The organism is Paenibacillus thermotolerans (assembly GCF_028745515.1).
Classification (GTDB): Bacteria; Bacillota; Bacilli; order Paenibacillales; family YIM-B00363; genus Paenibacillus_AE; species Paenibacillus_AE thermotolerans.
The window spans coordinates 34,966-48,616 of sequence record NZ_JAQZSG010000003.1; the positions used below are offsets into that span (position 1 = coordinate 34,966).

10 protein-coding genes and 1 pseudogene are annotated in these 13,651 nt (G+C 51.4%); 2 read left to right on the forward strand and 9 right to left on the reverse strand.

Going from position 1 to position 13,651, the window contains the following annotated elements:
* Positions 1-225 precede the first annotated feature (225 nt).
* Positions 226-1,008: a phytanoyl-CoA dioxygenase family protein gene (locus PT964_RS03755; protein ID WP_274361991.1), complete on the reverse strand. Its 783-nt coding sequence runs from the start codon at positions 1,006-1,008 to the stop codon at positions 226-228.
* A 138-nt stretch (positions 1,009-1,146) separates the two neighbouring features.
* Between PT964_RS03755 and PT964_RS03760 the strand changes: the two are divergent.
* Positions 1,147-1,596: pseudogene (locus PT964_RS03760) on the forward strand (GNAT family N-acetyltransferase); the annotation flags it as partial.
* Positions 1,597-2,237: 641 nt separating this feature from the next.
* Here PT964_RS03760 and PT964_RS03765 read toward each other — a convergent pair.
* Positions 2,238-2,441, reverse strand: a complete 204-nt coding sequence (locus PT964_RS03765; protein WP_274361992.1) for a hypothetical protein — start codon at positions 2,439-2,441, stop codon at positions 2,238-2,240.
* 172 nt (positions 2,442-2,613) lie between these two features.
* Positions 2,614-4,635, reverse strand: a complete 2,022-nt coding sequence (locus PT964_RS03770; protein ID WP_274361993.1) for a transglycosylase domain-containing protein — start codon at positions 4,633-4,635, stop codon at positions 2,614-2,616.
* A gap of 195 nt (positions 4,636-4,830) precedes the next feature.
* Between PT964_RS03770 and PT964_RS03775 the strand changes: the two genes are divergently transcribed.
* Positions 4,831-5,751 carry an ArsR/SmtB family transcription factor gene (locus PT964_RS03775; RefSeq protein WP_274361994.1) on the forward strand — a complete coding sequence of 307 codons (921 nt, stop codon included), beginning with the start codon at positions 4,831-4,833 and terminating at the stop codon, positions 5,749-5,751.
* 46 nt (positions 5,752-5,797) lie between these two features.
* On the opposite strand, the gene arfA is transcribed toward PT964_RS03775, so the two are convergent.
* Genes arfA through PT964_RS03805 form a run of 6 tightly spaced genes read right to left on the reverse strand, consistent with a single transcriptional unit; the run spans position 5,798 to position 13,641 of the window.
* Positions 5,798-7,312 carry an arabinosylfuranosidase ArfA gene (gene arfA / locus PT964_RS03780; RefSeq protein WP_274361995.1) on the reverse strand — a complete coding sequence of 505 codons (1,515 nt, stop codon included), beginning with the start codon at positions 7,310-7,312 and terminating at the stop codon, positions 5,798-5,800.
* A 45-nt stretch (positions 7,313-7,357) separates the two neighbouring features.
* Entirely contained in the window at positions 7,358-8,335 is a 978-nt protein-coding gene (locus PT964_RS03785; RefSeq protein WP_274361996.1) for a carbohydrate ABC transporter permease, read from the reverse strand.
* A 3-nt stretch (positions 8,336-8,338) separates the two neighbouring features.
* Positions 8,339-9,217 carry a carbohydrate ABC transporter permease gene (locus PT964_RS03790; RefSeq protein WP_274361997.1) on the reverse strand — a complete coding sequence of 293 codons (879 nt, stop codon included), beginning with the start codon at positions 9,215-9,217 and terminating at the stop codon, positions 8,339-8,341.
* Between the two features lie 2 nt (positions 9,218-9,219).
* Positions 9,220-11,526 carry a DUF5696 domain-containing protein gene (locus tag PT964_RS03795; RefSeq protein ID WP_274361998.1) on the reverse strand — a complete coding sequence of 769 codons (2,307 nt, stop codon included), beginning with the start codon at positions 11,524-11,526 and terminating at the stop codon, positions 9,220-9,222.
* Positions 11,527-11,536: 10 nt separating this feature from the next.
* Positions 11,537-12,151, reverse strand: a complete 615-nt coding sequence (locus PT964_RS03800) for a Yip1 family protein (protein ID WP_274361999.1) — start codon at positions 12,149-12,151, stop codon at positions 11,537-11,539.
* Positions 12,148-13,641 carry an SMP-30/gluconolactonase/LRE family protein gene (locus tag PT964_RS03805; protein WP_274362000.1) on the reverse strand — a complete coding sequence of 498 codons (1,494 nt, stop codon included), beginning with the start codon at positions 13,639-13,641 and terminating at the stop codon, positions 12,148-12,150. The genes PT964_RS03800 and PT964_RS03805 overlap by 4 nt, the downstream gene beginning before the upstream one ends.
* Positions 13,642-13,651 lie beyond the last annotated feature (10 nt).

Sequence of the window (13,651 nt, forward strand, 5' to 3'; positions counted from 1 at the left end):
AGAACTTGTAAGCCCTTTCAATGGAGTTGGGAATATTATAGTCGCCAAATTTTTAAAAAATTCCTCGGGTCGTGTCGAAGCTGTTGGATTATTTTTGAAAATGTTGGTTTTCAAAAATCGAGGTTTATGTTTCTCTTCGTTTGTATTGAAAAAGCCCGCCAACGCGAGGTTGAAACGGGCTGAAACGAATAAAGGTATGAAGTTGATTGAGCAGGTATGCGGAAGCTATGCAAGCTTCGGGAACAGACCGCCCCGGATCGGATCGCCGCTTTGCAAATGTTGTCCGTCCGTGCAAATGTGCGGCGCCCCGCTGTAGGTCGTACCGTCCGGCATATAAATGACGGCAAGCGCCCTGCGCGGCCGGTCCGTTCGGTTCGCATGGGCATAGTGAAACGTGAGTCCGTCATGAAACGTACAGCTGCCCGCCTTCATCCGTACGATTGCCGCGGTGTTGCGGTCCGCCTCCCTCGCACCCTCCAATGCGAAAATATCCTCGGGGGTCACGAGGCTGATGCCCTTCAAGTTTTTAATTTTTTGACTTTTGGGGACGAACATCATGCAGCCGTTCGTTTCGTCCACATCGTCGAGGGCAAGCCACATGGAGAAGGCGCCCGTTTCGTTCATCGGCCAGTAAGGCCAGTCCTGGTGCCACGGCGTCGGCTTGGAGTCTCCCGGCATTTTGTATAGCGCATGGTCGTGGAACAAACGAATTCCTTCGGCGCCGGTCAGTTGCTTCCCCAGGTCCGCAAATCGGCGGCTTAGTACAAATTTCGCGATTCCGCCGTGATCTCTCCATGTGTTTACCCGTTGGTTCAGCACCTTGTAATACGCGCCTTCCTCCCGGTCCGTTTGGACGGAACGGGCGGCGCCGCCGTTCATCACTTCAAACAAATAGCTGCGCAGCTCCTCCACTTCATCCTTGGTAATGACGTTATCCACTTGTACAAATCCGTTCTCCCGGTAAAATTCGATTTTGTCCCGGCTCAATACCATCGGATCGTGCAGCAACTTCAATCTCCCCTTTCAACTGTCAATATCGCCTCAATTCTTGTTTATGCTTTATTCGCGGATATGCCGGTTATTCCTTTTTCGAACAAGATTGTTGTTTATAATAAATTCAACAGCGGGAGAAGGTGATAAATGATTATGTTTCTGAAGGTAGACAGATATATTGTTCTCAAATTACTAGAGCCGAGTGATGCCGAGAGCTTATTTCTGCTTACGGATCGTTCCAGGCATTATATTCGCGAGCGGCTCCCTTGGGTTGACGGCACGAAAGAAGTAGAGAATACGAGGTCGTTTATTGATTATTGTCAGAAACTATATGCATTTAATTACGGTTTCAACGCAGGAATATGGTATAGAGGAAAAATTGCGGGCTGTATCGGACATCATTCGATTGATTGGGCAAACAAGAAGACCAGTATAGGCTATTGGTTGGGAGAACCGTATCAAGGGAACGGAATAATGATAAAAAGCAGGGCCATCCCTGAAAAATTAGGCTTTACCAATGAAGGTTTAGTTCGGCAATCCGAATGGATATACGACCATTTTATTGATCATTTTGTATATGGGCTGCTTAAACAAGATTGGAAATTCTTCCACTTAAATTACGAAACGGCCGTCATTTTTGACGGCCGCACCCATATAGCATACTTTCCTATAAATAAATGCCTTCCGATCCGTTATCCCCCGCACCGCCGCCGCATTTTCAGCACATAAGTACCTTGCGATCCGTTATATGCGCCAACATTGCCTCAAGATACGTCCGCCGCACCCAAATAAATACCTTCCGATCCGCTATTCCCCGCACCACCGCCGCATTTTCAACACATAAGTACCTCCCGATCCGTTTTATCCGCTCACATTGCCTCAAGATACGTCCGCCGCACCCAAATAAATACCTTCCGATCCGCTATTCCCCGCACCACCGCCGCATTTTCAACACATAAGTACCTCCCGATCCGTTTTATCCGCTCACATTGCCTCAAGATACGTCCGCCGCACCCAAATAAATACCTTCCGATCCGCTAGTCCCCGCACCGCCGCCGCATTTTCAACACATAAGTACCTCGCGATCCGTTATATCCGCTCACATTGCCTCAAGATACGACCGCCGCACCCAAATAAATACCTTCCGATCCGCTATTCCCCGCACCGCCGCCGCATTTTCAACACATAAGTACCTCGCGATCCGTTATATCCGCCAACATCACCTCAAGATACACCTGCCGCACTCAAATAAATACCAGCCAATCCGTTATCCACCGCACCGCCGCCGCATTTTCAGCAATAAGTACCTTGCGATCCGTTTTATCCGCCAACATCACCTCAAGAGACGCCCGCCGCACCCAAATAAATACCTTCTGATCCGCTATTCCCCGCACCGCCGCCGCATTTTCAGCAATAAGTACCTCGCGATCCGTTATATCCGCCAACATTACTTCAAGATACGCCTGCCGCACTCAAATAAATACGTTCCGATCAGCTACTTCCACACCACCGCCTTATTTCCGGCAAATAAATACCCCGCGAACCGTTATAACGGATAAACCTTCCCCACCCGCCGCCTCATACAAAAACAAACGGCCGTCGTTATTGACGGCCGGCTCGTTAATCGTCGCGCTCCTTCTTTTTCTCTTTTCCCCGTTCCTTCTTTTTCTCCTTTTTCTTTTTGTCCTTTTTCTTTTTGCCCTCTTTCGGCTTCTTTTCTTGATCGTCCTTATTGCCCTTCGTATATCCGTTGCTCTTCCAGCTCGCCATATAGCTCTGGAAGCCTTCCGGCACGGTAAATTCGGACGGCGCCTTCCCCGCAACGATCGCGCTCATAATTTCCCGAAATACCGAGGCTGCCGCTCCGCTTCCGGTCTTTACGTAATGCTCGCGGTCGGTTCGATCGTAGCCGATCCACACCGCACCGGTAAGCTCCGGCGTATAACCGACAAACCAAGCATCCTTCACCCCTCCGGCGATTCCTTGGAATTCCTTCGTATCCGGCAGCTGCGTCGTTCCCGTCTTTCCCGCCGTCGGCCGCCCGGCGACTGCCGCCTTCTTGCCGGTCCCCTCCGCCACCGCGTGTTGCAGCAGCAGTGTCATCGTGTATGCGTGATTCGGCTCCATCACTTGGTTCGGCTGCCGGTTGTATTCTCCTGCGACCGTTCCGTCCGGCGATTTGATCAGCCGAATGGTGTGGGCGTCGTGCATCGTTCCGTTGTTTGCGAAGGCGGAGAACGCTTGCGCCATCTGCATCGGCGACACGCCTTCGGACAAACCGCCAAGTGCGAGACCGAGATTGCGGTCCTCCTTCGTCAGCGGGATCCCCAGCTTCTCGGCGAAACGGAGCCCCTTCTCGACGCCGATTTCATTCAACAGCCAAACCGCCGGAATGTTCCAAGACTGTCGGATCGCTTCCGCCATTGTCACTTCCTCGTGATATTGCCGGTCCCAGTTGCGCGGACGATAACCGTTTACGTCAAGCGGACCGTCAAACAAAACGGAGTAAGGATGGTAGCCTTCCTCGAGCGACGGTCCGTACACCGCAATCGGTTTAAAAGCGGAGCCCGGCTGCCGCTTCAGCTGTGTAGCCCGGTTAAACGCGCGGTAAGTCGCATCCGTTCCCCGGTAGCCGACAAGCGCGACGATGCCTCCCGAATGCTGGTCCAGAAAGACGGAGCCGCTCTGCAGCAGCTGGCCGTTCTCCGATTCCGGGAACTTGCTCGCATCGGAATATACATCCGCCGCTATTTCCTGAGCGCGCCGATCCATCTCCGTCACGATCGTCCACCCTCCGGACATAATTTCCTTCTCCGAGATGCCGTACTCGCGAATCGCTTCTTCGATGACGGCATCGACATACGATGCATATTTTGCTTGCTTCTTCTCTTCTTCATCGGGCTGCAGCACGATTTGTTTCTTGGACGCTTCGTTGAACTCCTGCACGCTGATTTTTCCTTGTTCCAGCATCAGCTTCAATACAAGATTTCTCCGTTCGAACGCTCCTTCCGGATTTCGAACCGGCGAATATTTGCTCGGCGCCTTCGGCAGCCCTGCAATCAGAGCCGCTTCCTCGAGCGTCAGCTGCTTCGCGTCCTTCCCGAAATATTTTCTGCTTGCGGCTTGAACGCCCCAAGCGCCTTCCCCGAAATAAATCGTATTTAAATAACGCTCCAAAATTTGATCTTTGTTGTAGCTCATATCGATTTTTAACGCGTAAGCCGCTTGCTTCAGCTTCCGCTTGATGCTTTTGTCCGAAGATAAAAAGGCGTTTTTGGCGAGCTGCATCGTAATGGTGCTCCCGCCCTCGACATATTCGCCTTCCTTCAAATCTCTATATAACGCGCGAACGATCGAGTTTATGTCCACCCCGGAGTGCTCGTAAAACCGCTTGTCCTCCACCGCGACAATCGCCTCAAGGAGCACGTCCGGCATTTCCGATATCGAAATGGGCTGCGACTTTACTACCGATAACGAGTATACTTTTTCCCCGTTCCGATCCAGCACGATCGTCGGCCGGCTCATCGGCTGTGACAGCTCGCTCACGTCCAATGTAGCGGCATAACCTGCGCCACCGATCCCTGCAATCATAACAAAGGCGATGACGAATACGATCCCCCATGCCACAACCTTCAGCTTCATAATGACCAAATCCCTTTTATCTTTTTCTATACTATTCGGATTGGCCGGCCGCTTTCGGGGTGTTGCACTTGAATGGTATGATGGCGTTGAGATATTGTGGTCAAGGTTATAAAGTTGTATATTATTTGTATAACATTTATATTAATCAATTCTGACGGCAAACGTTTTTTAACAGCTGGTCACCGGGGGTATAACATGAAACTGGACATATCGGAAGGCTCATTGCCCGTTTACGAAGCTTTGGCAAGCGACGTTCGTCTTGGCATGATTCAATTGTTGGCGAGAGAGCCGATGAACGTTAAGGAGCTTGCGGAAGCGGCTGGTTTGAGCAGCGCCATTATGACGATGCATACGAAGAAGCTGGAGAAAGCGGGCATTATTCGGACGGAAATGGTTCGGGGAAAAGGCGGCATTCAAAAACTATGCATTCTTTGCGTAGATAAAATAGAAATCGAGTTTCCTCAAAAAGAAGAAATCAATCGGGAATACCATCGTACGGAGCTGTCGGTCGGACATTATACCGATTTCGAAATTCATCCGACCTGCGGTTTGGCCACGACCGAAAGGCTGATCGGCGAATTCGACGAACCGAGATACTTCTGGGATGCCGACCGCGTCAACGCGAAAATATTATGGTTCGGCAAAGGGTATATCGAATATAAGGTTCCGAATTTTTTGCTGCCCAGTCAAAACCCTGAAGAATTGGTCATATCGATGGAGCTCGCTTCGGAAGCGCCCAATACGAACAATAATTGGCCTTCCGACATTACGTTCCTGCTGAACGGAGCCGAGCTCGGGACGTGGACGAGCCCCGGCGATTTCGGCGACAACCGCGGGAAATATACTCCCGTCTGGTGGCCGGACGTCATCAATCAATACGGATTGCTTAAGCATTTGCGAATTACGCACAACGGAACGTTTATTGACGGCAATAAAATTTCCAACGTGACGCTGGGTGACATACAGATCCGCAAGAAACAATGGACGTTTCGAATATCGTGCATGGACGACACGAAACATATCGGCGGGGTTACGATTTTCGGGTCAGGCTTCGGAAACTACAATCAGGACATCGTGTTTCAGTTGTACTACTCGTCCGGCGAGCACCCGGAGTGAAGGACAAACGGACAGCCGTTCACAAGGAACGGCAGTCCGTAATTGATTATTGCTTCGCTAAACGTATGACGTTCCAGGACGCTTTCGGCAATACCGCCTCGACGACTCCGCCGTCCGCCATGCGCGCGTCTCCGCCCGTATGCGGCTTCACCGCCTCCGATTCCGCCGTGTTGACGGCTTTCAAATCGTCGTTCTCCAGCACGATATGCTCTACTACCCGATACCCTTCAAAGCTGCGAACATCGCATGACAGCGGCAGCGACTGTTCCAAATGCCGGTTCACCGCAAAGACGGTCAGCTCTTCCCGCTCTTCATTGAATACCGCCGCCGTCTCCAAATACGGCACATCGGTAAACCGCTTGCTGTCGTATTTCGGAGAGGATACGACCGGCTGCAGCGATACGCCGCGGCCGTACACCGACGCATGCATATACGGGTAAAAAATCGTCTGTCTCCAAGCTTTGCCGCCGTTATCCGTCATAATCGGCGCGATGACGTTGACAAGCTGAGCCATGCAAGCGATCTTGACGCGGTCCGCGTGCTTCAGGAACGTGATCAGCATGCTGCCTACGAGCAGCGCGTCTTCGAAATTATACACGTCCTCCAGCTGCGGAGGCGCAACGGACCACGGCTCGATTTTCCGGTCCGCCTCGTTGGAGTGGTACCATACGTTCCATTCGTCGAAGCTCAGGTTGATCGTCTTGTTACTGCGCTTTTTCGCTTTGATGAAATCGCAGGTGGAAATGACCGTCTTGATAAAATGGTCCATATCGAGCGTCAGAGCCAAGTAATCCGGCGTATCGTTGTCGCGGTTTCCGTAGTATTGATGCAGAGAAATATAATCGACCGCGTTATAAGTATGTTCCAGCGTAGTAGCTTCCCATTGCGGGAACGTCTGCATCTGGGCACTGGAGCTGCCGCAAGCGACGAGCTCGATGGCAGGGTCGACCCACTTCATCGCTTTGGCGGTTTCGACGGCAAGTCGCCCGTACTCCTCAGCCGTCTTATGTCCGATCTGCCAAGGACCGTCCATTTCGTTGCCGAGGCACCACGTTTTTATGCCGTGCGGCTGTTCGTAGCCGTGCTTCTTGCGCAAGTCGCTCCAATAAGAGCCCCCCGGATGGTTGCAGTATTCGACCAAGTTTCTGGCTGCGTCGATTCCCCGCGTGCCGAGGTTCACCGCCATCATAACTTCGGAGTTCGCCTTCTTTGCCCACGCCGCAAATTCATTGGTGCCGATTTCGTTCGGCTCGACGGTTCTCCACGCCAGCTCCAGCCTGCGCGGACGCTCTTCGACCGGTCCGACTCCGTCTTCCCAGTTATAGCCCGATACGAAATTGCCGCCCGGATATCGAATGATCGGCACTTGAAGCTCCTTCACCAGCTCCATCACATCGCGCCGAAATCCGTGCTCGTCGGCGGTCGGATGCCCTGGCTCGTAAATACCGCCGTAAACCGCCCTGCCGAGGTGCTCGATGAACGAGCCGTAAATACGCTTGTCGACTTCCGCAATGCGAAACTCCCGATCCAAAATCATCTTCGCTTTCATTTGTTGTGTCATTGAGCTTCTCTCCCTTTACTTGAATGAATGTATGAATAATGGAAATTATTCCCCTGCGATTCCTGCCCGTTCGACGCTTTCGACGAAATGCCGCTGAACGAACAAGTACAAAATTAAGATCGGCAAAATCGACATCAGCACGGCCGCCATAATTTGATTTAATATGGTCGGCGCCATCCCGAGCGCATCGGTTGCCGACATTGACTGCGCCATCGTATTCAACCCCGCATTGGCGTTTCCGTTAAAAACCGACATATTTTGCGCAAGGTTGAAGTATTGCGGAATCATTAAATACGTGTTCGGCTCGAATAAATCGTTCCAATGCCAGACGACGGAAAACAGGAAGACGACAAGCATAGCCGGCTTCGCGAGCGGAAACATAATCGTCCAATAGGTTCGGAACGCCCCCGCTCCGTCGATTCTGGCCGCTTCTTCGAGCACGGCCGGCAGCCTCCGGTAAAACTGGATAAATATAAGCACGAACAGCGCGCCCTTCAAGCCGTGACCGAACAAGGACGGGAATATAAACGGCAAATGCGTGTTGATCCAATGCAAATCGCTGAAAAAGATGTACAACGGCACAACGATCGTTTGCGGCGGAACGAGGAACGTAAATACGACGAGCGCCAGCCAAAACGAGTGTCCGGGAAACCGGTACCTGGCAAAGCCGTAGCCGACGATCGAGCAGCTAATAATTTGAAGAACTGCGCTTCCGAACGAAATGATGGCGCTGTTCGTGAAGCCCTGCCAATATTTGATCGCGTTGAACGCAATCACATAGTTTTGGAAAGTGGGCGCTCTAGGGATCCATTGAACGGTCGCGTCGGAAACGTCCTGAACTCTCATTAACGATTGCGATATCATGTAGAGCAGCGGGTAAAGGAAAACGAAAGACAAGCTTAATAAAAACAAATAGAAAACAATATTTCCGAACGCTTGCTTCACTCGCCTTACAACGGCCGTCTTTCGGTTTATATTCTTGTCGACGGCTTGCCTTATGGATCGGATGACTGTCGTGTTCATCTTCTATATCCTCCCGTCCGTAGCGGCCAAGCCTTTTTTGAATAAGGAAAATACGATTCCAAGAACAATGAATATGAAGATGAAATAAAGCCAGCCGATGGCGGAGCCGTAACCGTAATCGTTCGATCGGAACACAACGTTCAGAAGGTGATTCATGATTTGATTGTCCGGCTTCGTAAACGAATTGACAATGCTGAACAACGTGTTGACGAAGATCATCGGCATAATCATCGGAAATGTAATTTTCCAGAAGCTTTCCCATTTCGTTGCGCCGTCGCAATGCGCCGCTTCATAAAGCTGAGGCGATATCGTTTGGAGGCCGGCAAGAAAAATTAATATTTGTACCCCGGAATCCCACATGACTAGCGTCAGCGAATCGGCATACTTCAGCAGCGGCTCCAAAATGCTCGCAGGAATGAACGGCCTCAATTGTCCGAACAGATCGTATTGATAGAAGATCGGAAGGTTTACCGCTCCTTGCTGCAATAGCTTGCGGAGAACGGCGCCCGAGGCGATAATGACCGGAAGGAAAAACACGCCGCGGAAAAAAATTCTCCCGTAAGCCTTGCGGTTTAGCAGCAAGGCGCTGAACATGGCGAAGATCAAAATCAGCGGCACCTGTGTCAGCATGCTCGTTAACGTCTGCTGCAGCAGCGGCACAAAATGAATGTCCGTCGTGAAAGCGCCGCGGTAGTGCGTCAAACCGACGTAGTTCGCGATGAGTCCGTTCGGCGAAGGCTTCAGTACGTGCAAAGAATAATAAAACGATCTTGCAAGAGGGATCGCCATAAATAAGAGGAAACCTACGATCCAAAGAGAGATAAACGCGTATCCCTCAAAGATGTGCCGGATTCTCATCGACAATCGAAAGCGACTGTTCACCTCTAACTCCCTCCTTCCGTTACTGCGTAATCAAGCCCCTTTACGGATATGCCGCCGATTGTTGCCGCCTCGGCGCCGTAATTGACGATAATTTGCGTTCCGCCCGCATACGTCGTTCGATACACCTGTTCGCTCAATCGTTCATGATTCACGATTTGCCGATCCCCGACCAAATCATATAGCTTCGCAAATTCCCGGTATTCGGCGACGGAAGGCTCGAGCCAGTGCGAGAAGCCGGAGCTGAGCAAACGGTCCTCCATCGTTCTTTGCAATTTGCTGGTCGGTTCATAGGTCAATTCAAAGCTTGGAGTTGCGCCGTATTCAATGGCCCGTAAAAACTGCACCCGGGAGTCGTCGCGCAAATTCGAAGGTTCCGCCGCATAAAGCACTAGTCCGTGAAGTGCAATCTGGAAGAACGGCACTGTAAGGTCGGTATAAACGAAGCGGCTGGAATCAAGCGGCGCGTTATCGATTCGATCCACATGGCCCAGCGTATAGGCAAAACCGTAATCAACTGCAGTATGGCCGACCTTTTTCTTAAACTTATCCAACACGCTCACCCAAGCGTCCGCCGTTTGGCGGCGGCTTAGCGGCGTTTTCGGATCGACATCGGAATACAACGTGTCCCCCATATATTTCAGCGAAACTCCCGCCGCCCCTATACCCGCAAATTCGTCCAGTTCATGCTCCGCTCTTCTTTCACTCACTTGGCCGGGCTTGATCAAATAAAACTTCTCGCGGCGATCGGTAACTCCGCTGTTAGCGAACGTATTGAAAACCTCCATCGCTTCGCGGTCGATTCCCCGAATCGTATCCTTCCTTGCGGAAAAGCCTTTGCTTTCCTGGTACGGCTTCACATAGTTCGCTTGAAGATAGACGGAACCGCCTTTAGCCTGGGCATATTTCGTAAGCTCCTTCAACCCCTTCGCGCCTCCGAGCTTTTTCTCGACGGGGAAATGATCCGGTTGATTGCCGTATAATCCGCCCTTGGACCAACCGGTGAGCGTAAGCTGCAGGTTGTTTACGCCTTTGGCGGCGTATTCGTCGATGATCGATTTCGCTTGATCGAAGGTGGTCATCTTTATAAAGGTGGATCCGATGATTTCGTCGCGTAAAATTCCGCCGAGCAAACGGACGTTCATCGGCATAGTTTCCGGAACCGCCGGTTTGACGCCCTGTTCTTTCATTAAATAGTCCCGGTATGCTTTGGCCATCCCGACATAATTCGCATCCTCGCCTTCAAGAAGGACGTAACGCACCTTCCGGTCGCCTTCCGTCTTGGCTCCTTGGAACAACGGAATTTGTCCGGAGCTTCCGATAAAGATGACGTCGAATTTCCGGTATATGAATTCGGCCGACGTCCGGTACAACGGAATGTTGCGAATTCCCGCGGGAATGCCGTTGATCAAGGCATCCTTATCGCCTTCCGTAATAATTCCTAAAAACCCCGTTCCATTCCGGTAAGTGCCGAATACCGGCAAAGCGATGGACTCCTTAGGAGGCTTCTCCCTGCGCCACATCTGCGTAATGTCGGTATACGACTGCGTTTTGAACGCCAAGTCGGGACCGTAAACAGGCTCGGAGTACCCGCTGTAATATTTCGGATGGTTTTCTCGGAAAATCATGAGCGCGCCGGAGCCGTCCGGAATAAATAACGCTCCCTCCTCGGTCTCGCTTCCTGCGTTAAAGAACGGGAGCACCTCGAGCCCGATCAACCTCGCCGTCCCGCCTTCCTTGATCGACGAATACGGGATCGTCACCTCCAGCCCGTCATCGAGCAAACGATATTCGATATGAAACGACAGCTTCAACGCTTCAAGCTCAAACTCGGCTCTTACGCCTTGATCGATGTTTTGAACGGTCAGCTTTGTCTTCGCATCGGGCTTTAAGGTGTACGTTTGGGAAATGTCCGCGCCCTCGGTATATTTGATATGAACAGGCGAATCGATGAAGCTTTGGTTGTTCGGCAAAATCCCTTCCGCCTGCGGCGTGTTGGTCCATTCCTTCTTTGTCTTTTTATCGACAACCTTAATGCTTCCCGACTCGGCATCGATCAAGAGCTCGAACCGGCTGTTTTCAGCAGCCTTCGTCATGACTGCGGGCTCTTTCGGAGGAAGCTTCAGCTTCAATTGAAGCTTCGGCGCAGGCTTGGCTTCCGCCGCTCCCGCTTGCTCCGGCTCCTCTTGGGCGGGCTGCTGCCGCTCGGCCTGATCGTTCTCCTCGGCAATTCCGGCATAAGGGTATATCATGCTGAGAGCCAGTGCTAAAACTACGCTCGCAATCCAAACTTTGTGATGTCGTTTGTTCATACTTCCCCTCCTACATGCGGAACCTTATCTCTTTGATCAGGTCGATCCCGAAATTGATGAACTGATTCGCGAGCCCGTACATAAGTATCCCTATGAACCAAATGACGGCCATGCCGACGAGGCTGATCAGCGTAATCAGAATTAATTTGCTGATCTCAAAATCGTGCACGATTTTTACCTTTGCAAGAATGAGCCAGCTTACCCAGCAATATACCGCGGCCGTAAGGAAGGTGTACACCGATTGTTCGCTGTACGACAACAGGTTGGTAAAGAACGCAATCGGCACGATAAATAAAATATAAGGCACCAGCGCGAATGCGCCGCCGACAAACACTTCCTTGAATTTCCCTTCGCCGTCAAGAATTGCGCTGATTCCCCAGTTGGCGACGGTCCACGTTACGAATGGAACGACGATCCAGATGAACTCATAAATATAGGAAATTTCATAAGGCTCTTTCGTTTGAAACGGGTAGCTTGTAACGACAAGCGAAAGCATTCTCGCTACGAAAGCCAGCAGCACCAGTATGATTCCTTGAGACCATTTCAAACGGCCGGGCTCCTGAATTTCATAATAAAATTCATACGGATGCAACAGTACCTTTCGCATCATCAGCACGGTATTCATTGGACATCCCCTTCCCCGACTTCCGGCGCTTTGACGATGCCCGGCTTCCTCCAGCCTTTTCTTGCGGCCCGGAATACGTTCGGAACAGCGTAACGAAGCAATAGGATCAGAAGGACGATTCCGGCGGCAATCTCAGTGAAATGCTCTCTTGTGAACTCCTTCCTGTATTCGCGGAAGGCTGCCGAATAATCTCCTTTGGCATGCGCCAATTGGAAATATTCCATCGCTTCTTTATAACGCTCCGATTTATAAAGCGACTTTCCGATCGCGAAATAGGCCATATCGTAATTGGCATTCAATTCAAGAATGCGAAGCCACAACGATTCCGCCTCCTGGTATCGTCCGTCCACATAATATCGGGACGCTTCGTGAACCAAATCGGCGAAAGGCGTCGTGCGGAAGCGGTCGATCCGGTTGCGCCCTTTGTCCGCGACATAGATCGTTCCGTCCGACGTCTGGTCCACGCTCGAAGGCGTTACAAACAATCCGTTCTGGTCTCCGGTTCCGCCGAAGGCAAACAGCAAATTCCCCAGCTTGTCATATTGGAACACTTTGCTTGTTTGTAAATCCAATGCGCTGATGAGTCCGTCCCCGCTTACGGTAATATCCGCAAATTGCGCCGTCATAAAGGGGCCGACGTCAAACCTGTCGCCGTATCTTTTCGGAGACGGATTCAGCGTGTCGACTCCGACCGGAGATAATCGCTTCACTTGATTGAACGGTTCGCCGAACGTCGTCGTATAAATAAAACCCGACCGATCCTGGTCTACGTTGGAGAAAGCGAGCGGCTTTACCGTGGACAACCGCTGCTTCTGTTCCTTCGTCGCCACAAGCTTGATGAACAGCCGTTTCCAGCTGAAGCCTACATGGTTGGCACCGTAAAACCCTTTAAATTCGCCCTTTTGATCGATTTGCATAAGCCCTTGGGTGTTTCCGTCGCTGATGACGAACATATAATCTCGTTTATCCAATATGATTTTTGAGGGGGAGTACGCAAAGTTCGGCCCTAGAAGGGCGCTTTTAGGAACCGTGAATTGCTTCGTAAACTTTCCGTCGCTGTCAAATACGGCCACTCGATGATTTTTCGTATCGGCAACGTAAATCGTTCCGTCGTTCTTGACGTATACCCCTTTCGGCTCGGAAAGCATGCCTGGTCCTTCCTCCGTGCCGATTACCTTAATCACCTGCCGAGTGTTCGCGTCCATATGAATGACCCGGCTGTTTCCCGTATCCGCAATGTACAGCGTCTCATCCGAAGCGATAAAAATATCTTCCGGATTGTTGAACGCTCCCGTCGGCAAATCGGTGCCCTCGATCGAATCCACATACATATATCCGTTAACGGAATGAACGGCTTCCCCTTGGTTATTCCACGTATAGCCTTCGTAAGGGGTTTCCGCCCATGCCTGTGCCGGAGCCAGCAGCGCGAGCAGAGCGGCCAGCGCGCCAGTACATACCGAAGACCGCATTTTGGTTACTACGCGTCTCAAATCGGTCCCC